This is a genomic window from Paraglaciecola psychrophila 170, from assembly GCF_000347635.1.
GTDB classification, from domain to species: Bacteria; Pseudomonadota; Gammaproteobacteria; order Enterobacterales; family Alteromonadaceae; genus Paraglaciecola; species Paraglaciecola psychrophila.
In genome coordinates this window covers 5,300,987-5,325,969 of record NC_020514.1, presented here as the reverse complement: position 1 = coordinate 5,325,969, position 24,983 = coordinate 5,300,987, and the positions used below count along the sequence as shown (strand labels likewise).

9 protein-coding genes, 2 tRNA genes, 3 rRNA genes and 4 pseudogenes are annotated in these 24,983 nt (G+C 42.6%); 8 read left to right on the top strand and 10 right to left on the bottom strand.

What is annotated here, in order from left to right; genetic code table 11:
* Positions 1-26 precede the first annotated feature (26 nt).
* The 6 genes and pseudogenes from C427_RS28020 to C427_RS23410 all read right to left on the bottom strand — a co-directional run bounded on the left by C427_RS28020 (position 27) and on the right by C427_RS23410 (position 10,001).
* Positions 27-1,085, bottom strand: a pseudogene (locus tag C427_RS28020) (agmatinase family protein).
* 496 nt (positions 1,086-1,581) lie between these two features.
* Complete coding sequence (locus tag C427_RS23430; protein ID WP_007636738.1) at positions 1,582-4,053, bottom strand: TonB-dependent receptor; 2,472 nt, start codon at positions 4,051-4,053, stop codon at positions 1,582-1,584.
* Between the two features lie 275 nt (positions 4,054-4,328).
* Positions 4,329-5,894, bottom strand: coding sequence for a tetratricopeptide repeat-containing sulfotransferase family protein (locus tag C427_RS23425; RefSeq protein WP_007636740.1), 1,566 nt, complete (start codon positions 5,892-5,894; stop codon positions 4,329-4,331).
* 11 nt (positions 5,895-5,905) lie between these two features.
* Positions 5,906-6,799, bottom strand: coding sequence for a response regulator transcription factor (locus C427_RS23420; protein ID WP_007636741.1), 894 nt, complete (start codon positions 6,797-6,799; stop codon positions 5,906-5,908).
* A gap of 221 nt (positions 6,800-7,020) precedes the next feature.
* Positions 7,021-8,493 carry an agmatinase family protein gene (locus C427_RS23415; RefSeq protein WP_226991096.1) on the bottom strand — a complete coding sequence of 491 codons (1,473 nt, stop codon included), beginning with the start codon at positions 8,491-8,493 and terminating at the stop codon, positions 7,021-7,023.
* Complete coding sequence (locus C427_RS23410; protein ID WP_007636745.1) at positions 8,490-10,001, bottom strand: agmatinase family protein; 1,512 nt, start codon at positions 9,999-10,001, stop codon at positions 8,490-8,492. The genes C427_RS23415 and C427_RS23410 overlap by 4 nt, the downstream gene beginning before the upstream one ends.
* Before the next feature lie 288 nt (positions 10,002-10,289).
* Here C427_RS23410 and can point away from each other — a divergent pair, with 288 nt between their 5' ends.
* The 3 genes from can (at position 10,290) to C427_RS23395 (ending at position 12,674) form a co-directional block, all read left to right on the top strand.
* Complete coding sequence (can, locus tag C427_RS23405) at positions 10,290-10,880, top strand: carbonate dehydratase (RefSeq protein WP_007636747.1); 591 nt, start codon at positions 10,290-10,292, stop codon at positions 10,878-10,880.
* Positions 10,881-10,990: 110 nt separating this feature from the next.
* Positions 10,991-11,293, top strand: coding sequence for a histidine phosphatase family protein (locus tag C427_RS23400; protein WP_034898961.1), 303 nt, complete (start codon positions 10,991-10,993; stop codon positions 11,291-11,293).
* 148 nt (positions 11,294-11,441) lie between these two features.
* Positions 11,442-12,674 carry a multidrug effflux MFS transporter gene (locus tag C427_RS23395; RefSeq protein WP_007636753.1) on the top strand — a complete coding sequence of 411 codons (1,233 nt, stop codon included), beginning with the start codon at positions 11,442-11,444 and terminating at the stop codon, positions 12,672-12,674.
* 161 nt (positions 12,675-12,835) lie between these two features.
* Here the strand turns inward: C427_RS23395 and C427_RS25420 are convergent.
* Positions 12,836-14,020 (bottom strand): annotated as a pseudogene (locus C427_RS25420) (IS3 family transposase).
* Between the two features lie 64 nt (positions 14,021-14,084).
* Positions 14,085-14,662, bottom strand: a pseudogene (locus tag C427_RS23370) (IS1595 family transposase); the annotation flags it as partial.
* A 705-nt stretch (positions 14,663-15,367) separates the two neighbouring features.
* On the opposite strand from C427_RS23370, the gene C427_RS23365 reads away from it, so the two are divergent.
* The 5 genes from C427_RS23365 (at position 15,368) to rrf (ending at position 20,785) form a co-directional block, all read left to right on the top strand.
* Positions 15,368-16,904, top strand: a 16S ribosomal RNA gene (locus tag C427_RS23365).
* A 123-nt stretch (positions 16,905-17,027) separates the two neighbouring features.
* Positions 17,028-17,104, top strand: a tRNA-Ile gene (locus C427_RS23360).
* A 34-nt stretch (positions 17,105-17,138) separates the two neighbouring features.
* Positions 17,139-17,214: transfer RNA gene (locus tag C427_RS23355), tRNA-Ala, on the top strand.
* Between the two features lie 394 nt (positions 17,215-17,608).
* Positions 17,609-20,486, top strand: a 23S ribosomal RNA gene (locus tag C427_RS23350).
* 183 nt (positions 20,487-20,669) lie between these two features.
* Positions 20,670-20,785: ribosomal RNA gene (gene rrf / locus C427_RS23345) — 5S ribosomal RNA — on the top strand.
* Together the 16S, 23S and 5S rRNA genes with 2 tRNA genes alongside form the textbook arrangement of a ribosomal RNA operon.
* Positions 20,786-22,341: 1,556 nt before the next feature.
* On the opposite strand, the gene C427_RS28395 is transcribed toward rrf, so the two are convergent.
* On the bottom strand, positions 22,342-22,464 hold the full coding sequence (locus tag C427_RS28395; RefSeq protein ID WP_007637959.1) for a hypothetical protein: 123 nt from the start codon (positions 22,462-22,464) through the stop codon (positions 22,342-22,344).
* Between the two features lie 1,282 nt (positions 22,465-23,746).
* Positions 23,747-24,922: pseudogene (locus C427_RS23335) on the bottom strand (IS3 family transposase).
* Between the last annotated feature and the right edge of the window lie 61 nt (positions 24,923-24,983).

Genomic DNA, 24,983 nt, shown 5'->3' with positions numbered 1-24,983 from the left:
CATGTTATCTACTTTTTTAATGTCAATTATTGCATTGGTTTGGCGTAGTCAAAATCAACAACTTCATGTAAATTTTGCTCACGACCCTTTTCACCCGCACTGGGTTGCATATGTTCGGTGGTGAGCTCTGTCCAATAATCACCATTGGTAATGCCCTCACGGCGCATAGCAATGCCGGTTAGGCAAGCGTGCATAATAAAGTTAGCATTTAACGCCGAACGATAAGTCGGGTCTAGTAGCGGATCTAATTCCACTATTTCAAACCCTACCATGTCGTTTTCTGAACACAGTGCCCGCACAATAGGAATTGCTTCTCGCATAGTTAAACCACCGGGAACTGCTGTGCCAGTGCCAGGAATAAATGCTGGGTCAATCACATCTACGTCAAATGAAATAAACAGCTTTTTACTACCTTCTCTTGCTTCTTCTAAGGCTGTTTTCATCACTTTTTTTCAGCCCTTTTTTTCTATTTCAGCCATGGTGTGGTAACGCATACCGTTGTTACGCATCCACTCAAAGCCCTCTGCACCGGGCCATGGACCACGCAAGCCAACTTGAATAAAGTTCTCTGGTTTTACATGCCATTCTTTAACCGCGCGATAAACAGGTTGTCCATGAGTTAACCAATGAGGATTATTCTTGCCTGCGTCGTAATGGGAATCAAAATGCACCACGCCAAAGCTGCCTTTTCCGTGAACATCAGCTAAACCGGCAATGTCAGGGTATTCTAAGCTATGGTCGCCACCCACAATAAATGGGATAGCGCCTGTTTCAGCAATTTTTTTTACACGCTCTCTAACATGATGTACCGAAATTTCAGTGCTCATGTTATCTATGGCAATATCCCCATAGTCAACAATATTTAAAACTTCGCTAGGGTTAACCATGGTGTTCATATCAACACCACCGGCGCCGTATTCATTACGCATAGCTTGCGGACCAAAGCGCTGACCACGATAATAAGATCCCATATCGAGTGGCGCGCCCACTATAGCAACATCGACATTGCCAGCAATTAGGTCTTCTGGATAAATGGCAACAGGTGCATCGGCAAAAGTACGAATACCCGCACGACGTGACTGCATGTAGCGACTTAAGTGGATAGGGCCTGGTTCACGTTTAGGATTTAAACTTTGGGGGCGTTTTACTTTCCAAGCATTAAATTGTTTTGATTCTGTATTAAGTGGAATTGACGCTAAGTCGGTGTCGGGATTAAATAAGTTAGCTTGTTTTACTTCAATCATACCATCAAGATATTGCTCAATTTCTTGTGCGCTTTTTCCTTCCATTGCTTTATAAAATCGCTCCATACTACCTAATAACATTGAGGGTAAAGGTGATTTTAAGATTTCTATTTTAGTGGTTGTAATGTTTTTCACTTTCGCCTCAAATGAGGCTGGCATGTTCAATTCTATGATGTCGTCTGCAAATGCATTAATACTCGAAATTAGTGAGCAAACTATTATTACTGACAAAATTGATTTGTTGAATTTAGTCATAATCGTTCCCTTTACTATCAGTTCATTCATGTAATAAAATAGCAGAGAATCTCCCCGCTATTTTATATACAGATGTTTGGTATTAGAGGTCAAAGCTATATTTAAACTTCAAGCCCACAGTTCTTGGAGTATTTATATAATGTCCATAACCCCTAGTTAAGTCATAGCGGTTTTGATCGATTTCTTTACCTAAGCCGACTTGACTTAAGTCGCCCCTAACCGATGTAAAAGTGTATTTATTAAATAGGTTGTTGACGTAAAAAGTAACTGACCAAGCTTCATCCGACAATTTAGCGGTAATATTACTTAGTCCATAGCCTGGTAATACTTCGCCGTCATCTCTTAGGCCTACTTTTGAGTACACATCACTTTGTCCCGTTAAGCCGTAAGATAGATCCAGCACCTTACCCATGACTTCACCCGTATACACAATACCTAAAGAGAAAGAACTTTCTGGAGATCCTGGTAAACGATCTCCGTCGGCACCGTCATACCAGTATTGTACGTCTTCATCGAAGACACCGAATAAATACGGCGCGTCTGCTTTAAGTTCAGCCTTGGCATAAGAATAAGTTGCGTAAACTGAAATATCGTCAAAAACTGCTCTTGACGATAACTCAAACCCTTTTGAGTTAGCACCTTCAGCATTCGCCGTATAACCGACCGAGCCATTCACGGTTGCACCACTTACTTGGGCGTCATCCCAATCAACATTAAAGAGCGCTGCATTTAGATAAAACTTGTTTTTAAACCAAGAGGTTTTTAAGCCTAATTCGTAGTTGGTAGTAGTATCAGGTAAATAAAGTTGCTCATTAGGTAATGCACAAATGATTTGAGTTTCAATTTCGTCGATATTAGAAGGGCAGGCCGCTACATCGTTGGCGCCGCCTATACGAAAGCCTTCACTAATTGTAACGTAAGTTAAAATATCCTCATTAATTTTGTAGCTGGTGTTTATTTTGAGTAGATTGCCGTCGTTTGAGTTCTCAACAGTATCAAAGTCAAACTCTAAAGAATCAGGGGCTCTGTCACCAAATACGGTATAATATAGTGGTAAATCAACCGCCGAAGAGGCCGACACGTCGTACCAATATTTTCTTGCTCCGATGGTCACATCCCAGTCATCAGTTATTCGATAACTCAATTCACCAAATATTGCTTTTTCTGTTAGGTCGCTTTCACTGCGAGAGTAATATTCAATTGAGTCTGGACGCAAGCTACCAGAGGCTTCCCATACATCAATGGCGAATTCATCAAAACCAGGGGTAAGTTCTTTACTATAGCCTTCGCCTTCAGCCTTATTGTAGTATCCGCCTACTATCCAAGTAAGGTCGCTATCAGAAGTAGATACTAAGCGTACTTCCTGAGTAAAGGTGTCATCAGACGATACGTCATCGGTATAAGCTGCAAACGCAGGAAACTCTTCGTATCCATAACCAAGACGGATGAGTAAGTCGGTTTGGTCTCGGGTACCACTTCTTTCAGTTGAGGTAATACCTGTCGCAGAGACTAATTCGGCAAAGCCTAAATCAACGCTCATTTCTAAGCTTAGTAAGTCATTTTTGCGCTCAAATGGTTCCAAGTATCGATAGACCGATTCATATTTACCCACTGTGCCATACAGTTCACTTTCTGACGATAGTGAGTTGTATTGAGTTACAGAGCGGCCTTCTAATTCCATATTTTGATAAAAGTAAGATAATGTACTATCAAACCATTCGGTAGGCTGCCAGCGAAGTGCAATTCGCCCTGTTAACGTTTTTTCACCATTCGCATCTGTTACGGAGTGTAAATTTGCTGCAACTGCTTCAGGATCATTCCAGTCGGGATCTGGTAAAGATACACCCGGTTCGTTTACGACGCGGGTATAGTCCATAAAACCGGGGTCATTTATGTAGTTTAATGACATACGCACACCCAACTCGTCGCTGATCAATGGCAAATTGAAAACAAAGCCACCTTCTCCTGCGAGACTGTCACTTTCTGTTGTTTGCGAGATATCTCCAAAAATAGAACCCGATGTCATATCTAGTTCAACTGGATTTGGAATATAACGAAGCGCACCGCCTAGGGTGCCCGCTCCATATAAAGTGCCTTGTGGGCCAATCAGTACTTCAACCCGTTGCATGTCAATTAATCGCATGTTTACGAATAAAGGAATTTCGCCAACGTAAGTAGCTACTGTTCCACCGTTCGAGCCAGGGCCTGACGAGTTGGTGTTTAGGCCTCTAACAACAATAGGGGCATCGTATCGTCCACCTTGGTCAGTAATGGTTAGGCCAGGTACCCACTTAGCAATATCTTCTAACTCACTTATATCTTGTTGTTCTATTAAATCCGGTGAAAGTGCTGAAATATTGATGGGCACATCTTGTACTGTGCCGGCGCGTCTTGTGGCGGTAACTTCAATTCTTTCCACTGAGCTAATGGCTGCACTAAGAGGCACTTGTTGTGCAGATGCAGTTTGACTGGTCAATAATCCACTTATAGGTAAAAGAGCGATACTGATTGCCATGGCGATTTTGCTGGGTTTGTTTTGACCTGTAATCTTCATATGTGAGTCTCTTATTATGCTGTTCTGTTATTTCGTGTCCGTTCAGAAAAAGCCGCAAAGTTAAAACTGATCTAAATGCTTGCTTCAGCTTTTCGTTTCACTGCCATATCATTATGTTGTTAGCGGTATAACTTGAGAACTCGTGTATCTCCCTCGGTGACTACGTCATTTAACTAAGAATTGTACAAACATTTTACATTAAGATTTTTAGGTTTAAGGGGCTGATGCTCGTTGAAGTCCTTTTTTAAAGGGGGCGGGAGGAATTTAAACTCAGTTTAGCTATAAAAAATTGTTTCAATTTGTGAAGTGTAAGGGCGAAAATTTGACCATTTCCCTACAGATTTTTGATTAATAGGTTCTCTTACTTGCATTTTGCTTGCGGTCGATACTGGTGAAGTATTGCTTTCCATATGCAAACACGCAGGTTCCCAAGGTAAATCACAAAATTCCAGCAATTGACGTATATGCAGTTCAGGGTTAGCGACAAATTTTTCGTAATGAAGCATATGGGTAAATTGTGTATCTTGAACGGACCAAGCACTCACCCAAGCCTCAAACTGCTGGTAAAACCACGCACAGTCTTCCAAACTTTGGGTGTAGTTATAATGAGGATTGTTGATAGAAAAAAGTTGTTTGAAATTCCCAACGCAGGTATCCAGAGGGTTTCTCATCAGGCATATAATGCGAGCTTTAGGAAAAGCCTTGCGAATAAAGGGTAGATAAAAAAAGTTAAAGGGTAGTTTGTCGACAAATTTACCTTGGCCTTTTCCAATGTGCGCGGTTTGGGTTAAATATGCTTGAGCTAAAGTTGAAAAATCAATATTGTTCTGGGCAGCAAATACCTTAGCGTCAAGTACTGAATGACTCGCTGATTGGCTTGAATGTTTCATCAGTAAGCTAAAATTTTCTAACTCACCACCTGAAGTCACTTGGCTATGACTCGATAATATTCGTTCAACCAATGTAGTACCTGAACGCGGCATACCTACTACGAAAATAGGTCGTTCACTATTATTGCCTACATTTGAGCTGGTGGGAGAAACTGGTTTTTTTAAGGTCGCTTTAAGCCCTTCAAATAACTGGTTATCAGCTGAGCGTTGGTAAGGTGAATGCGCTTTTTTCTGCTGCTTTGCTTGCAACAAGATGTTGTATGCTAAAGCATATTCCTTTTGCTTTTCGTATTCTTTAGCCAGTGCGTGACTTAAGTGCATTGTTTGCTCAAGGCTAAGCTTTTCGGATGATAATAAATGTTGCAAAGTCAAAATATGAGCTTGTGAAGCAGATCCTTCGGTTAAATCAGCCAATGCAAAATGTGCCTGATGATAACCGGGTTTCAGTGCTATAGCCTTTTCAAGGGCCTTTTGCGCTTGTTTGTGCTGTCCACAAAACTTCGCAGATACTGCATAATTATAAAGTGTTTCCGGCGTTGGCTTTTGAGCGATAGCGCTTTCAAAACAGGTCAAAGCCCGACTATGTAAACCTACAATGCTAAGTGTAACGCCTAAAGTGTTTAGCTGTGTAAATGATCTTACTTGGTGAATATTAATGGTATTAACAATCGCGATGACTGCATCTGAAATACCTTGCAATGAGTAAACTTTAGCCAATTCTACTCGGTATCGTATGCAGTCGTTAATTTTGATGGCGTGTTTGAATAACTCAGTAGCTTTTGCGTATTGATGGATCTGTATGTTAATTAGCGCCAGTAAAAAATACGATTCGTCGTCGTTAGGATAGTGAGAAATCACATTCACGCTTAAGCTATGCGCGGTTTTTATATCGCCCTGTGTAAATGCTGTAAAGGCTTGTTTTTGAATACTTTTTCTATTAGACAATAACACTGAATATAACCCTAACCCTGCGCCAAAGTACGGATCGCAATGCCCGCAGCTGTGGTTCTATTTTCAACCCCTAATTTGGCAAATACCTGTTCTAAATGTTTATTTACTGTACGTGATCCTATGCTTAATATAATGGCAATTTCTTTATTTGTTTTGCCATTAGATAGCCAGTACAGTACTTCTGACTCTCGACTGGTAATACTGAGTTTTGATTTTAGTACTTCTTCACCCGTTAATGTTTCTGTGTATAGTCCAATGCGAAAGGTGCAGTCTCCAGAAGCTTGACTGGACACCAAGGCTAACTCACATGAACCACCTTCATATTTTAATTTAAAGGTAGAGCCATTTTTTACTGGGCCACGCATTATGTCAGCAACGAACGGCAGCAATTGCTCGCTTAACCAGTCGTCGGCATGGGGAATGGTAGACAAAAAATTGTGAGTTTGTGGTGTAGCCCACATCAATTGCCCGGTTTTACTCACTGAAAATAAGGTTTGACCAATGCTGTCTAATGCCTTTTGCGCGCTTGAGGTTATTTGTGCATTGTTGATGTGAGTTTTTATTCGCGCAATTAACTCTTCGGGGTTAACGGGTTTAGTGATGTAATCGACCCCTCCAGCATTCAAGCCTTTTAAGACATTCTCCGATTCTTTCAGGCCAGTCATAAAGACCACGGGAATATGATTCAAAAGTCGGTTTTGTTTTAAGCGAATACAGGTCTCAAATCCGTCCATTTTAGGCATCACCGCATCGAGCAAAATAATATCAGGCTTTATTTGTTCCGCAATGGTGATGGCTTGGCCCCCTTCAAGGGCTACCAAAGTACTAATCCCTTCTTTTTCTAAAATATCGTTTATCAAACTCAGTGAGTCAGGTGAATCATCTACTACAAGTACCGTATACATAAATTATTAACACTGCTTTAATCTATTATTATTTTAGAGGACTTAAAGAGCGTTTAATAAAACGCTGTACCATAAACGTCAATTAGATTGCACCATTTAGAGAATTAGATCCGCACGAATGACCTTTACTAAGCAATGTTACAAGCAAGTATTATTCCCTAAATGGATAATGTTTTTTAATCCGCTATTTATTTATTCATTTATACTTATCCTAAAGTGGATTAGTTAGGTGAGAATGCCAAGGGATCTAAGTGGTTACTGCCGGTTATCCCCTGTTTTCGCATTGCAATACCTGTTAAACAAGCATGCATAATGTAGTTGGCATTAAGCGCTGTTTTGTACGATGTGTCTAAATATGGTGCAACATCTAACAGTTCAAAGCCTATTATCTTGGTCTCTGCACACAAACGGCGCACGAGGGAGATGCCTTGAAGGATTGAAATGCCACCAGGGATCGGTCTGCCTGCTCCGGGGGCGTATGCGGGGTCTAATACACTCATATCAAAGGATACAAAAGTTGATTCAGCCCCTTTAGCTTGTGCAATAGTATTACTCTGTACTACATCCCAGCCTTTTTCTTCGACTTCAACCATAGTGTGATACTTCACACCAGTTTCGCGCAGCCATTCAAGTGCTTCTTTGTCTTGAGAAGGTCCTCTCAGACCTACTTGAATTAAATTTCCAGGTTCAATTATTTGATCTTCGAGTAAACGCGATACGCTTTGTGCGTCTGAGTAATAATGATCTAAACCACGTTTACCATTGAAATGTGCATCAAGTTGCACCACGCTAAACGCGGTTTTACCGTAGCTATCAGACATAGCCGCTACAGTGGGATACATTATGGAGTGATCGCCACCAACAATAAACGGGATCGTCCCTGCCTCTATCATGGCTGAAATTTGCTCTCGGATGTGGTCAACATTCAGTTCTGTACTTAAATATGAGGTGGCGATATTGCCAAAATCAGCAATGCTAAGAATTAACGTAGGATCAACTCCTCCCGCTATGTCATAACCACCAAGGCCATACATACCTCTTAGCACTGTTGGTGCATGCTGCGAATCACGCCATCCAGAACCAAGCGCCAGCGGTACACCTACAAATGCAACCTCCACTTGCCCAGCTACTAGATCTGCAGTACGTATCGCGACAGGTGCACCTGCAAAAGTGGGGATGCCATCTTGTTCATTTACATATCGCTGCAAATTGATGGGGCCAGGCGTTCGTTTGTACTTGTCGAATATGGCTGGCTGAATAATTTTGCTTTTGTTGTAACCTTGCGCATCAACATTCAGTGGAATACTCGCTGAATCAGCGGTAGTTGATAAAGGCTCTAGAATACCGTTTTTAATGGTGCTGGTCTTATCTTGCCCATCCTGAAATCCAGCTGCACTCATAGTTGCCATCATATCGGATACATATTGCTTAACCCCTTGTTCATCTCTCTGGGCCAATTGGTTGAGGACTTTTTCTTCAGTCAGATTAAACCAGCGTAGGCGTTTAGGGTCTCGCAGAAATGCTAATTCATCTTCGGTTAAAAGCTGCAGTTTTACATTGTCTGTTGGGGGGGACTTGGAGTTAGGAAAAAAGCTATTGTCTAAGTTACTGGCACATGCGGATAGCAAAATCGCAGTCATTGACACCACTATCAAGGATACAGAGTTAGTGGGTAGATATGTTTTAACGCTCATTTCTTATCTCCATAATAATCGTCTTGACCGTGCTCTGATGAAAGCTCGCTTATATAGCCTTTTTCGGTTATGCCTTTTTTATGCATGGCAATACCGGTCATGCAGGCAAACATCAAACTGTTTGCGTTCAGTGTACTGACATAGGTTGAATCAAGAGCAGGCGCGAGCTCAACAATATCAAAGCCGACTAATTTTGTTTCGGCACAAAGTCTACGTATAATAGGGATGGCCTCGCGCATAGTTAATCCACCTGAAACTGGCGTTCCGGTACCGGGCTGAAATGCAGGGTCAAGCACGTCCACATCAAAAGATACGTAGAGATAATCTGTATTCTCAGTAGCTTCTTTGATGACTCTTTCCATTACCGCATCCCAACCACGACGCTCAACTTCTGCCATAGTGTGATATTTCATTCCGATTTCTTTCTCCCACTCATAATAGCTTTTACTGTAGTGAGCTCGTAACCCTACCTGAATAAAGTCTTCTGGCCGTATGTGCGCTTCTTTCATCAATCGATAAATCGGTTGTCCGTGACTGAGTAAGTGAACGCGACCCCTTCCTGTATCTAAGTGTGCATCAAAATGTACAACCGCTACCTTACCTTTGCCATAGACGTCAGCCATAGCTGCAACGTTAGGATATTCGAGTGAATGGTCTCCGCCAATAATGATTGGTATCGCACCAGTTTCTGCAATTTCACGGACCATGGATCGTACTTCCTGCACACTGCGTTCGGTACTCAATTGATCAATTGCAACGTTGCCATAGTCAACTATGTTGAGTACCGAACTTGGATTGATAAGAGTCGCAACGTCATGACCTCCAGTCCCTCTACGTAACATGCGCATCGCTCTTGGACCATGTATAGCATCACGCCATCCTGATCCCATGTCCAAAGGCGCGCCTAGGATCGCAACGTCAACTTTACCGGCTATTAGGTCTTCAGGTGTAAGAGCAACTGGAGCATTAGCAAAAGTTGGAATTCCAGAGCGTTCGCCACCTAAGTAACGACCTAATGAAATGGGGCCTGCTTCTCTTTCAGGGTTCATCGATTGAGGCCGTTTTAAGCGCCAGCTATTGAAATCAGGTGAAGCTTTATTGAGTTCAATCGACTCAATATCACGTCCTTTTTTAAATTCCACCTGATCGTGGATGGATATGATGGTATCAATGTATTCTTCAGCCTCTGTGGAAGAAGCAGAACGGAGTAGATCAAAAAGAATATCTGATTTTAATATGTCGTTGCTTTTGCCACTTTTTATAAACTCACTTTTCTTTTCTGGTAAGGCGTCAAGAATGTCCTGCACACTTTCAGGAATATCTTTTAGTGGTTTAATGGGCATCAAGCCGGGCGTCGCAGAATCAATGTTTTCTGGTACGACACCTGCTTTACTAGGTGTAACAGGCCCCTTTATTTCAGTTTCTTTTTGGTCTTTTGCCAATAGCTGGAGTGAGCTTATCAACAACCCAACAGTTAACAGGATCGAAGCACATTTAATTTGATTCATAGGATTATCTTATGCCTTTTTTAGGTTGCTCTATTATTGACTTTGTAGAATCTTCCTCAATTAGTCATATGACTCAGATCCAATATTTGCGATTAAAAAGACTTTTAATTTATGTGTCACTATTAGCAACACAACACACACCTTGAAAAATATACAAAAAGCTAGGCGTGGACAATAGAACCTCTGCCGCTGCCATCTCTATACGTATATTAGGGTCCTAAAAAATACAGGTTGGACTTGTGGTACCTGTTAGTTTCACTATACTGCGCGTCAACAAAGTGAGGGTTTATGAGCGACATTACGCAACTTCTTGAAAACAATAGGCAATGGTCTGAAGAACAAAGAAATTCTGACCCTGAGTTCTTTAATAAATTGTCAGAGCGTCAGAAACCTGAATATTTATGGATAGGATGTTCTGATAGCCGTGTACCGGCGAATCAAATTGTGGGGTTAATCCCAGGTGATATTTTTGTGCATCGGAATGTGGCTAATTTAGTGGTACATACCGATTTTAACTGTTTGTCTGTGCTGCAGTATGCGGTTGATGTGCTCAAAGTGAAACACGTGATTATATGTGGTCATTATGGCTGCGGTGGAATTGATGCGGCGCTTAAAGAAGAATCACTTGGGCTGATCGATAATTGGTTAGGGCATATTAGAGATATTGTATACAAACACCGGGAAGAACTTTTACATTTAAATGAACATGATAAGGCTGCTCGACTTTGTGAGCTTAACGTACTTGAACAGGCTGATAACGTTAAACGAAGCAGTATCGTAAAAGAGGCGCTCAAGCGTGGCCAGTCATTGCAGGTTCACAGTTGGATATATAGTTTGCGCAATGGACGTTTGAAAAATTTGTCAGAAGTGATTGTTTAGGAGAGGGGTATGCTTAAATTTTTTAGGACTTTGTCTTTTAGTCATATCCTCCTTCGGCTGTGCAGAACCACAAACATGGCATTTTGTGCGCCATTTTGAAAAACAGTTAGGTGATAACCCATGTTTACTCGACTGATTACAGTCGGACCCTCGAGACCGCCACTCCCGTTGCCACATTAAAAAATATATTAATAAAATATTACGATCCTCGGAATTTAGCTGAATTTTCCACTAAGATAAAAACGCTGGAGCATGTTTTAGTGGTGGGTCATAGCAATACCACACCTCAAATTTTGAGTTTAATGGGTGGTGAATATATTAATATCGAAGAGAGTGATTACGGTGTTGTCTACAAGCTGCAGAAGCATGACTTCGGACATGCGACGCTGAGCATTTCAATTCCCCTTGAATAATCTTACTCTTTATCGGTTATGTGCTTATAAAAACACCTAATTAAATAGGTGTTTTTATAAGCGCTGACTTAAAGAGTTCGTTAAAAATTCTAAGCACTAGCAATCGGCAGTGCTAGACTCCTCGACCCTGAATTTCACTGGCTTTACCATGACATCCAATCACAACCCATCTGCTAGCAAGACAAATAACATAACAAAGGCCAATATTGGCTTAGTTGAGTTTGTGACGCTTATGGCATTGATGACGTCTTTGGTCGCTTTGAGTATAGATGCAGTGTTGCCAGCATTATCTCAAATTGGTGCTGACTTAAACATTACTGACTCTAGACAAACCCACTTAATTGTTTCGCTATTTTTTATCGGTATGGCTTGTGGCCAGCTTTATTATGGGCCTTTGTCTGATAGTAAGGGCAGGCGTTACGCTATTATTTCTGGTTTGATTATTTTTGCTGTCGGGTCTCTGGTGTGCATATATGCAGAGTCGTTAGAAGTGATGTTAGTTGGCCGTGTTATTCAAGCCTTTGGTGTCTCAGGGCCGAGAATTGCGACCTTGGCAGTGATTCGAGACAAGTATGAAGGTGAAGCTATGGCCAGAGTCATGTCTTTTATTATGATGGTGTTTATTTTAGTGCCTATGCTGGCACCCATTTTTGGTCAAACCATCTTGTTTTGGTTTTCATGGCAGCACATTTTTTCATCATTTTTGATTTATGGATCATTGATTGGCTTATGGTTTTTTATCCGCCAGCCAGAAACATTGCCTAAAGAAAAGCGTTTGCCGTTTAGTTGGTCGCAATTATGGATTTCTAGTAAGTTTATCCTGACGTATAAATCAGTGATGCTTTATACGCTGTCATCGGGTACGATTTTTGGTGCGTTTTTGGCCTATATCAGCTCTTCTCAAACCCTGTTTCAACATATTTATGACACGGGTGAGTTGTTTCCTATGTATTTTGCTATGTTGGCATTTTCCATTGGGCTGGCATCTTTTATTAATGGCACGTTAGTGATGCGTTTGGGCATGCGTAAGTTGTGCACGTGGGCGATGTTAGGGTGGATACTATTCTCAGCCGTGTTAACGGTTTTATGCATACTCTCTGATGGTGTTCCACCTTTATGGCAATTTGTTACTGTGCTGTTTTGCGCGTTCTTTTGCATTGGAATTTTGTTTGGTAACGTGAATGCTATGGCTATGCAGCCTTTGGGTGCAATGGCTGGCTTAGGGGCGGCTATTATTGGATCTCTGAGTAGTATGATTTCAGTACCTACTGCTGTTTTCATTGGCAGTTTTATTGATTCATCGATCACGCCAGTGGCACTAGGATTTTTAGGGTTTGGTAGTTTATCGTTTGTATTATATTGGAACGCAAATAAGCCTTAGTATTACTTATCTGGTGCTAGATTCAGACGTTGTTCATCTTTGATTCAGTAAAATTTACTTATGTTTTGTATGAGTCTTTAGTTTGATTCTTATTCAACCCTTCACTGTTCAATTTTGAACGCTATGCATATGACCTGGTCAACCTAATACGATTACCTCAGTTAAACTACTTTTTGTAATACATTGTTTTGTTGTTCAAAGTTATTAGGACTTTGGTAATCCAAGTACGAATGCAGTCTATGGCTGTTGTACCACATGGTCATGTAATTCAAGATGTCTTGTTGGGCGCTAAATCGTGTGGAGTAATTACGCCAATGCACCCGTTCTTGCTTTAGACTCCCGAAGAAGCTTTCTGCCACAGCATTGTCCCAACAACACCCTTTTTTACTCATGCTGCCGACAAGCCTTGATAAGGCGGCGATAAGCTTTGCTGGCGTACTGCACGCCTTGGTCTGAATGCACAATCAATCTTGCTTTGGGTTGTCGTTGCCATATTGCCATAGTTAATGCGTCACACACTAAGCTGGCCTTCATTCTTGAACTCATACTCCAACCCACGACTTTGCGTGAATATAAATCAATCACCACCGCTAAATACAACCAGCCTTCTGATATCTAAACGTAGGTGATATCCTGCACATAATGCACATAATGCACATAATGCACATAAGCTTGGTCAGGCTTTTGTGCTGAAAATCTTGCTTTAGCTCATTGTCATAAATGGGCTTTTTATGGTTACTGTTGGTGGTGGCTTTATATTTCTTTTTATACCGCACCCACACGCCTGCTTCTTTCATCAATTGAGCTGTTTTCCTGCGACTCACTGGAAAGCTCAGCGTATTCAATACTTTTTGAATGCGTCTCGCCATAGGTATTATCGCTGAACCTGGCGATATCTTTTACCCCTTCCCGCATCTCTTGATGCGTTAAACCATCAGGTTTATCCGTTTGACGCTTCTGGTAACGGTAATAATTGTTACTTTGTACACCGAGTAGTCTGCACATTAAGCGCACAGGCCAGGTCTTCTTATATCGGGTAATAAACGAATACTTCACTTCTTTTTTTTGGCAAAGAAGACCGTCGCTTTTTTTTATATCTCACGCTCCATTTCGAGACGCTTGACTTGCCCCTTCAAGCTGCGGATTTCGGCTTGTTCGGGTGTCAGGGTGCCATTACCTCGAAAAGCATGACCATTATCATCTTCGGCCTCTTTGAGCCAACGACCGAGTATCTGAGGACTGAGGCCTAAATTCCTAGCCGCCTCTACACGACTGTATTTTTGCTCTACCACCAATGCGATGGCATCCAATTTAAATTCTTTTGAATATTTCTTACGTGCTGTCATTACCTATCTCCAGTTAAGGGTATTATGTCTTAACCTAGGTAGTCGGATCTATTCAATCACGTCAGTGTTTCTTGACGAATTCATTCACGCTAAAATGACAAATGCTATCGACCACTGCCATTGCGATAAATCCTGCTTTTTTATCCTTACTTTCACAGGCTATCAGCACATTCTTTTTTCCTGCTGCTCCGCGTCCTCGTTTGCCTTTTTGTCTACCGCCAACCAGAGCGTCGTCTAGCTCTATTGTGCCACTTAATTGATATAAACTATCTCTGTGCCCCATAGCCGTTCTAAGTTTCTTTAAAATCAGCCTCGCGGTTCGCCAATTGACTTCTATTAATTTACTGAGTCTCAGTGCTGAGATACTTCCCTTATCAGAGCCAAGAAAATAGATAGCCCAAAACCACTGGTTCAAGGTGATTTTGCTGCCGTGAAAAAGTGTTCCTGACATGACTGAGGTCTGCTTTTTACATTGCGTACACTCGTATAAATGACGACTTGTAATTTCATAGCTATGGTTATTGCCACAATCAGGGGAAATAAAGCCATTTGGCCATTTCATTTGTTGCAAGTGTTTTAAGCAATCATCTTCTGTACTAAACTGTTTTGCCAAGCTAAAAAGCTTGCTTCTGGCATGTTCATGGTAATGGTTACCTATACAGGGTGTTTGTATATACAGTGTACTTCAGTCCTGAGTTATCTGCATAGGCATGTATATTAATAACTATATAAATGAATTCCTTCACGGATATTAATGCTAGTAATTATATATGAGGTAAACATTTACTAACTCGAGTATGTTTCATGAAGACTGGAAGGTTAGACTTTCTTTTTATAAGTCTTCTAATCCGACGAATTATCTATGTTTCTATAGAGGGGCAATTTGGTTTATAAAATTATCTTTCTTAATGACAACATCGCTAACATAAACATGTTTTCTACAGCTTCATTTAGCTACAAATACTGGCCATATTGAATATAACTTTATAGTGTCGTTGTATTATATTTATATTCATAATAAAGCAATGAGGTATGCTTCTGAAAGTACTGCAGAGCCTAGTTTTGTCGTTTAAACACAACATTTTAAAATATGTTTTTTGTACAGTAAGTACACAGTAATCGTACGGCTTACGTAGGGTACAGTAAGGCTTTTATAAAATTAGTTTAAATAAGTCATTGACAGAAACTCGAAATCCCGTATTATTCGCCTCCCGCTTAAGAGGGTCTACGGACAACCACTTAAGCCGCTAACGCAGTTAGCATGCTCTTTAACAATTAGAACAAGACAATCTGTGTGGACACTCACGAAGTGAGAGTTCACCAAAAAAAATTCATATTTTTAATATTTAATTGAAGAGTTTGATCATGGCTCAGATTGAACGCTGGCGGCAGGCCTAACACATGCAAGTCGAACGGAAACATGTCTAGCTTGCTAGATGATGTCGAGTGGCGGACGGGTGAGTAATACTTAGGAACATGCCTTTGGGTGGGGGATAACTATTGGAAACGATAGCTAATACCGCATAACGTCTACGGACCAAAGGGGGGAGCTTGCTCCTCTCGCCCAAAGAGTGGCCTAAGCGAGATTAGCTTGTTGGTGAGGTAAAGGCTCACCAAGGCGACGATCTCTAGCTGTTCTGAGAGGAAGATCAGCCACACTGGGACTGAGACACGGCCCAGACTCCTACGGGAGGCAGCAGTGGGGAATATTGCACAATGGAGGAAACTCTGATGCAGCCATGCCGCGTGTGTGAAGAAGGCCTTCGGGTTGTAAAGCACTTTCAGTTGTGAGGAAAGCTTGTTGGTTAATACCCAGCAGGTATGACGTTAGCAACAGAAGAAGGACCGGCTAACTCCGTGCCAGCAGCCGCGGTAATACGGAGGGTCCGAGCGTTAATCGGAATTACTGGGCGTAAAGCGCACGCAGGCGGTTTGTTAAGCTAGATGTGAAAGCCCCGGGCTCAACCTGGGAATAGCATTTAGAACTGGCAGACTAGAGTCTTGGAGAGGGGAGTGGAATTTCTGGTGTAGCGGTGAAATGCGTAGATATCAGAAGGAACATCAGTGGCGAAGGCGACTCCCTGGCCAAAGACTGACGCTCATGTGCGAAAGTGTGGGTAGCGAACAGGATTAGATACCCTGGTAGTCCACACCGTAAACGCTGTCTACTAGCTGTTTGTGGATTTAATCCGTGGGTAGCGAAGCTAACGCGATAAGTAGACCGCCTGGGGAGTACGGCCGCAAGGTTAAAACTCAAATGAATTGACGGGGGCCCGCACAAGCGGTGGAGCATGTGGTTTAATTCGATGCAACGCGAAGAACCTTACCTACTCTTGACATACTAGAAACTTTTCAGAGATGAATTGGTGCCTTCGGGAATCTAGATACAGGTGCTGCATGGCTGTCGTCAGCTCGTGTCGTGAGATGTTGGGTTAAGTCCCGCAACGAGCGCAACCCTTGTCCTTAGTTGCCAGCCTTAAGTTGGGCACTCTAAGGAGACTGCCGGTGACAAACCGGAGGAAGGTGGGGACGACGTCAAGTCATCATGGCCCTTACGAGTAGGGCTACACACGTGCTACAATGGCGAGTACAGAGGGAAGCAAACCTGCGAGGGTAAGCGGATCCCTTAAAGCTCGTCGTAGTCCGGATTGGAGTCTGCAACTCGACTCCATGAAGTCGGAATCGCTAGTAATCGCAAATCAGAATGTTGCGGTGAATACGTTCCCGGGCCTTGTACACACCGCCCGTCACACCATGGGAGTGGGTTGCAAAAGAAGTAGGTAGTCTAACCTTCGGGAGGACGCTTACCACTTTGTGATTCATGACTGGGGTGAAGTCGTAACAAGGTAACCCTAGGGGAACCTGGGGTTGGATCACCTCCTTACTATTACGGCGGACCTTGCTTCGTTGAGTGTTCACACAGATTGTTTTGTTTTGATAAGAAGAGCAAAAGAAGTGCTTGGGTAACAAGTCACTATTTGTTTTTGCGCAAGCAAGAGCATGAAATAGGCTTGTAGCTCAGCTGGTTAGAGCGCACCCCTGATAAGGGTGAGGTCGGCAGTTCAAGTCTGCCCAAGCCTACCAAATTTGTGATTATCACAGATTGCCTGCATAAAGCGGGGCCATAGCTCAGCTGGGAGAGCGCCTGCCTTGCACGCAGGAGGTCAGCAGTTCGATCCTGCTTGGCTCCACCATTTAGGTGGAACATCATTTGCTCATAAGATTAAGTAGCCTTAATCAATATGTACTATTAGTAATATCTAATCAGTGTTTATTGATTAAGGTTTTTTAAACCTTAATTGTAGCCGGCGTGTAACGCAGGTCACAATGTTCTTTAACAATATGGAAAGCTGATAAAAAGTAATCGAAAACTAAAAGAGTGTTCTTAGGAACTTACTCTATCTGATTTTGTGATTAGAACTTGTCACGCATACGACAGCAATACCCGTTTAGACGGTTGTTGCACCTAACGCTCAAATAAAAGGTGAGCGGGTAGACGAGTTGTTTGAATTTATTTCTGACGTTACTGAGATGATGACAAATAACGCACTGTTACTCAGGTAACAGAGAGGTCATTTGGGGTTGTATGGTTAAGTGACTAAGCGTATACGGTGGATGCCTAGGCAGTTAGAGGCGATGAAGGACGTGTAAGTCTGCGATAAGCTGTGGAGAGCCGACAAAATGCTTTGACCCACAGATTTCCGAATGGGGGAACCCACCGCTTCGGCGGTATCTTATAGTGAATACATAGCTATAAGAAGCGAACGAGGGGAACTGAAACATCTAAGTACCCTTAGGAAAAGAAATCAACAGAGATTCCCCTAGTAGCGGCGAGCGAACGGGGAGCAGCCGAGTAGTAATGAAGTAGTGGAATGTGTTGGAAAGCACAGCGATACAGGGTGATAGCCCCGTACACGAAGCGTCATTATTGCCATATTAAGTAGGTCGGGACACGTGTTATCTTGACTGAAGATGGGGGGACCATCCTCCAAGGCTAAATACTCCTAACTGACCGATAGTGAACCAGTACCGTGAGGGAAAGGCGAAAAGAACCCCTGTGAGGGGAGTGAAATAGAACCTGAAACCGTATACGTACAAGCAGTAGGAGCAGACTTGTTCTGTGACTGCGTACCTTTTGTATAATGGGTCAGCGACTTATATTTAGTAGCAAGGTTAACCGAATAGGGGAGCCGTAGCGAAAGCGAGTGTTAACTGCGCGTTTAGTTGCTAGGTATAGACCCGAAACCGAGTGATCTAGCCATGGGCAGGTTGAAGGTTGAGTAACATCAACTGGAGGACCGAACCGACTAACGTTGAAAAGTTAGCGGATGACTTGTGGTTGGGGGTGAAAGGCCAATCAAACTCGGAGATAGCTGGTTCTCCCCGAAAGCTATTTAGGTAGCGCCTCGGACGAATACCACAGGGGGTAGAGCACTGTTAAGGCTAGGGGGTCATCCCGACTTACCAACCCTTTGCAAACTCCGAATACCTGTGAGTACTATCCGGGAGACACACGGCGGGTGCTAACGTCCGTCGTGAAGAGGGAAACAACCCAGACCGCCAGCTAAGGTCCCTAAATATTACTAAGTGGGAAACGAGGTGGGAAGGCTAAGACAGCTAGGAGGTTGGCTTAGAAGCAGCCATCCTTTAAAGAAAGCGTAATAGCTCACTAGTCGAGTCGGCCTGCGCGGAAGATGTAACGGGGCTAAGTAATATACCGAAGCTGCGGACGCAAAGTTTACTTTGCGTGGTAGGGGAGCGTTGTGTAAGTGGCTGAAGGTGAGCTGAGAGGCGAGCTGGACATATCACAAGTGCGAATGCTGACATGAGTAACGATAAGGGGAGTGAAAAACTCCCCCGCCGGAAGACCAAGGTTTCCTGTCCCATGCTAATCAGGGCAGGGTAAGTCGGCCCCTAAGGCGAGGCAGAAATGCGTAGTCGATGGGAAACGGATTAATATTTCCGTACTTGGTATATCAGTGAAGGGGGGACGGAGAAGGTTATGCAAGCCTGGCGTTGGTTGTCCAGGTGAAAGTGCGTAGAGTTGTTTCTTAGGCAAATCCGGGAAACTACATGCTCGAGACACGAGACGAGACTCTAAGGAGTTGAAGTTGCAAATACCATGCTTCCAGGAAAAGCCTCTAAACTTATGATATATCGAACCGTACCCCAAACCGACACAGGTGGTCAGGTAGAGAATACTAAGGCGCTTGAGAGAACTTGGGTGAAGGAACTCGGCAAAATCGTACCGTAACTTCGGGAGAAGGTACGCCTCTGTTTGTGATTGAACTTGCTTCATGAGCGAATGGGGGCCGCAGTGAAAAGGTGGCTGGAACTGTTTATTAAAAACACAGCACTGTGCTAAATCGAAAGATGACGTATACGGTGTGACGCCTGCCCGGTGCCGGAAGGTTAATTGATGGGGTTATCTTCGGAGAAGCTCTTGATCGAAGCCCCGGTAAACGGCGGCCGTAACTATAACGGTCCTAAGGTAGCGAAATTCCTTGTCGGGTAAGTTCCGACCTGCACGAATGGCGTAATCATGGCCACGCTGTCTCCACCCAAGACTCAGTGAAATTGAAATTGCAGTGAAGATGCTGTGTACCCGCACCTAGACGGAAAGACCCCGTGAACCTTTACTATAGCTTGGCACTGAACATTGACCCTACATGTGTAGGATAGGTGGGAGACTTTGAAGCACTGTCGCTAGATGGTGTGGAGTCTACCTTGAAATACCACCCTTGTAGGTTTGATGTTCTAACATAGGTCCCTTATCGGGATTGTGGACAGTGTCTGGTGGGTAGTTTGACTGGGGCGGTCTCCTCCCAAAGCGTAACGGAGGAGCACGAAGGTTGGCTAATCCTGGTCGGACATCAGGAGGTTAGTGCAATGGCATAAGCCAGCTTAACTGCGAGACAGACACGTCGAGCAGGTACGAAAGTAGGTCATAGTGATCCGGTGGTTCTGAATGGAAGGGCCATCGCTCAACGGATAAAAGGTACTCCGGGGATAACAGGCTGATACCGCCCAAGAGTTCATATCGACGGCGGTGTTTGGCACCTCGATGTCGGCTCATCACATCCTGGGGCTGAAGTCGGTCCCAAGGGTATGGCTGTTCGCCATTTAAAGTGGTACGCGAGCTGGGTTTAGAACGTCGTGAGACAGTTCGGTCCCTATCTGGTGTGGGCGTTGGATGATTGAAGGGAGCTGCTCCTAGTACGAGAGGACCGGAGTGGACGAACCGCTGGTGTTCGGGTTGTTTTGCCAAAGGCATTGCCCGGTAGCTACGTTCGGAATCGATAAGCGCTGAAAGCATCTAAGCGCGAAGCGAGCCCTAAGATGAGTCATCCCTGTACGTTTAACGTACCTAAAGGGTTGTTGAAGACTACGACGTTGATAGGCAGGGTGTGGAAGCGTAGCAATGCGTTGAGCTAACCTGTACTAATTGCCCGTGAGGCTTAACCATACAACGCCCAAGTGGCTTCGCAAGAAGTGCTGAGTGTTATATGAGTGACAAGTAGATAATACAAGATTAGGAGTAAGACTAGAGACATTCTTTAGCATCGATTATGGCTTGACCCGCAAGGGGAGAGTATCAGCTTTTACATATTGATTTATTGAGCGCAAGCTTGATAGATAACAGTTTTTGTCTGGCGACAATAGCGATGTGGCCCCACCTGATCCCATTCCGAACTCAGAAGTGAAACACATTAGCGGCGATGGTAGTTTGGGGTTTCCCCATGCGAGAGTAGCACATTGCCAGGCTCCCAATTAAGTAAAAAGCCACCTTTACAGGTGGCTTTTTGCGTTTCAGGGATTTGAAAATAGCCATCACATATTAGTGTGCAGAAGGTGACTCAGTACTTAAGCGCGAAGCTATTCAGCAAAAAACCTTCACAAAGTGGATTATCTGGGTACTCGTAGAGATCATACCGTTTCAGTGGCAGGAGCCATGCTCCTGAAAACCCACTTCCACCCTCCCATTCATAGAAAGGGCTATCCATAAGGGTAGCCCTTTTTTGTTGTCTGATATTACGTGCATCGTCCTCTTTAACTTCAGCGCAGGTTAACGCTTTTCTTTATCTAGCGTGACATGATGAGTAATCTAAATAGTCATTTCAATTTGCAGTTTTTTTAAACTCAGCTGCGTTACTTGAAACGGATTCGGATGTTTTACCAACAGGTCATCCAGTAAAAACTGAGCAGATGATAGTCTTAAATGAGGCGTGCTGAATATAGGATGTAGCATTTTATTGTTTAGAAATTCCGCAATTTCAGACTGATTTTGTTTCTTGATGAAATCGGTCAGCGAGAGGTTGTTAAGAAGATAATAAAGAGAGTATTCCCGACGGTATTTACTTTCAAGGGAAATATTACTTCCTTGAGATAGTTGGTAGATGACCCATTGCTCATTCTTTTGCTAACACCTATTGTTCTGTATCAGACGTCAACTAGTTTATTTCCCTGCTTAAAATACGTTACCGCAAATAAACTTATACGGATTTAGTGATCTTTCTCTTTTTTAGAGAGCGATTTTAATTGTTACAGTGCGTGGTGATTCAAAGTAAAAGGTAGTTGGTGTTGAGATAAACATACTCGATTACACATTTATGCTGATTGGTATGAGTGCCGTTGTAGGTAGCTAATAGATTGGTGGCATTAGAATGTTTGTCAATCCAATTGCTGCGTATTGATATATGCAAATTATTGAATTAAAAGCTCAATTTAATGCTTAAACACTAATTACTGAGCAACAGCTTGATGTTCCATTAATGTTATGTTCACTGTTTGCCTACACTACTCTCCCTCGTAACGGCATTAAAATACTATATTGAGATAACACCCGTTTAGCAATGTGAAGCAAGTGTTCGAAAAAGTAAAATTAAATCACCACAGAGCACATAATTCTCAATTAATTCGAGTGTACATGAATTCAATAGTCTGATTGGGAATTTCGATATTCCCTGCCATCTGCCGATATTTCATGGGTCCGAAGGTTTATAACGTTAGTTCATAAATAAGGAATATCATTCACGATTTAGCACGGGTCAAAACAACAGCTTAGGTGTGTATTACGGTAAAATACATACCAAGAAAATATAGACCGAAAGATTTAATAAAAAGATAGAATGTCTCCATAAAATCATACCGAGTAGGCTTAACTTTTTCCGAAAAATATAAATTAATTGTATCGCAACATGCACGTTACTCTTTTAAGAAGGGTAGTTTCGCTTTCCTAAATACAAACTCTTTACCAGTCAAAACAAAGCCCATTCTGGGCAAGGTAACTGATTTAGTGAGCCAAAAGAGATGGTGGGGCCTTAGTTATAAAAAGACAAGAATGTGCCGCCTAAACACAAACCTAATTGTAACCAAGACACCCAGCCGTTGATGAGCAAGTTACCCATGAAGATGTGATACACAATATTAATGAAGTTGATCATGCCTGCGTATACTCCTAAGTTGAGTTGCAATGAATGGGCAAAGATTTCATTGAGAAATTGGCGTTTGTGCCAGTCACCACTGAAGCGGTTTAGTATCATCACTCAGAGTGTGAATGTAGTGGATGAGAGTAAAACGACACACACAATACAATTATACAAGCTCTACCGGTACAGAGTATTTTACCAAAAGATATGCACCCCAAGCTTCTTAAGCCAATTGAGCATCAAAAAATATCAACATACTGTAATTGTATTGCTAAAAAGTGATTTTTAAGAAGTTGGTCTTTCAATTACGTAATCAACATATGATGGATTGACTTATTAAAATTGCAAACATGTTACATTCAATGATTTGCGAGTATCGGCAAAAGATATGCCAATAAAGGACGTAATTAATGCCGATGAAACACCGCTGAAAATTATCAATGATGACAACATCAAGTCCTACAGGTAGAGGTACAGCTTTGGCGTAAATTTTCCTGCGGGTAATTTGCGAAGTTGAAAGTTTCAAAAAGGATTGCTCTGAATATTGTCTTAGACGATTACCAGTTTGCACGAGTAGGAAAATGCGCTGTAGACTTTTTACGATATGCAACTCAAGGCATTACACAAGCTATTATCAATCACTTTCCACATTATTGGTGTACATGGTGTAACTAAGGCTTATGTTTACAGAAACATTGAAGGCGCAAGGTCAAGACAGTAAAAAATCGTTAAGACACTTTAGGTTCTATACAACATACAAAAACTGTATCGTACAGAAATCTGCTCAAAGACTGACCTATAAAATAGAGACATCGCATCGATCGAGAAAAATCTGTTTCCTTACTCAAGCAATTTAAATCGAGATTAAATAAATCCGCGCCCAATGTGTTAACTGCAAGACTGCTTGGCAGAGTACTCATCTGCGCGTTAAACCAGTGAGACAGTGCCATTCGTTATTGGGATGGTGACAGATTAGCTATCGACGGTAACAGCAATATTTGGTTGTTCAGTAAAACTGTCAACGGTGTCAATGCAAGTTCAACACTCTATTCTATTATTGATATAGCTGAAGCGAATGGCCTCGTGCCAAATGATACTTGATGCATCAAATCATGATGGAAAAAAATCTAACACAACAGGTGCTTTGGAATATCAAATTAGGATACTGTTGTACATACGACGAGACAAAGTGGAAATATGGATCACTCCTAGAAGATCTCTACGTTACAAAGCCAATAAAGTGTCTGTCCTGACAAACTCACTCTATGACCAGGTCTACCTAATAAGATTACCTCAGTTAAGCTACTTTTTGTAATTCATTGTTTTGTTGTTCAAAGTTATTAGGACTTTGGTAATCCAAGTACGAATGCAGTCTATGGCTGTTGTACCACATGGTCATGTAATTCAAGATGTCTTGTTGGGCGCTAAATCGTGTGGAGTAATTACGCCAATGCACCCGTTCTTGCTTTAGACTCCCGAAGAAGCTTTCTGCCACAGCATTGTCCCAACAACACCCTTTTTTACTCATGCTGCCGACAAGCCTTGATAAGGCGGCGATAAGCTTTGCTGGCGTACTGCACGCCTTGGTCTGAATGCACAATCAATCTTGCTTTGGGTTGTCGTTGCCATATTGCCATGGTTAATGCGTCACACACTAAGCTGGCCTTCATTCTTGAACTCATACTCCAACCCACGACTTTGCGTGAATATAAATCAATCACCACCGCTAAATACAACCAGCCTTCTGATATCCAAACGTGGGTGATATCCTGCACATAATGCACATAATGCACATAAGCTTGGTCAGGCTTTTGTGCTGAAAATCTTGCTTTAGCTCATTGTCATAAATGGGCTTTTTATGGTTACTGTTGGTGGTGGCTTTATATTTCTTTTTATACCGCACCCACACGCCTGCTTCTTTCATCAATTGAGCTGTTTTCCTGCGACTCACTGGAAAGCTCAGCGTATTCAATACTTTTTGAATGCGTCTCGCCATAGGTATTATCGCTGAACCTGGCGATATCTTTTACCCCTTCCCGCATCTCTTGATGCGTTAAACCATCAGGTTTATCCGTTTGACGCTTCTGGTAACGGTAATAATTGTTACTTTGTACACCGAGTAGTCTGCACATTAAGCGCACAGGCCAGGTCTTCTTATATCGGGTAATAAACGAATACTTCACTTCTTTTTTTTGGCAAAGAAGACCGTCGCTTTTTTTTATATCTCACGCTCCATTTCGAGACGCTTGACTTGCCCCTTCAAGCTGCGGATTTCGGCTTGTTCGGGTGTCAGGGTGCCATTACCTCGAAAAGCATGACCATTATCATCTTCGGCCTCTTTGAGCCAACGACCGAGTATCTGAGGACTGAGGCCTAAATTCCTAGCCGCCTCTACACGACTGTATTTTTGCTCTACCACCAATGCGATGGCATCCAATTTAAATTCTTTTGAATATTTCTTACGTGCTGTCATTACCTATCTCCAGTTAAGGGTATTATGTCTTAACCTAGGTAGTCGGACCTATTCAACCACG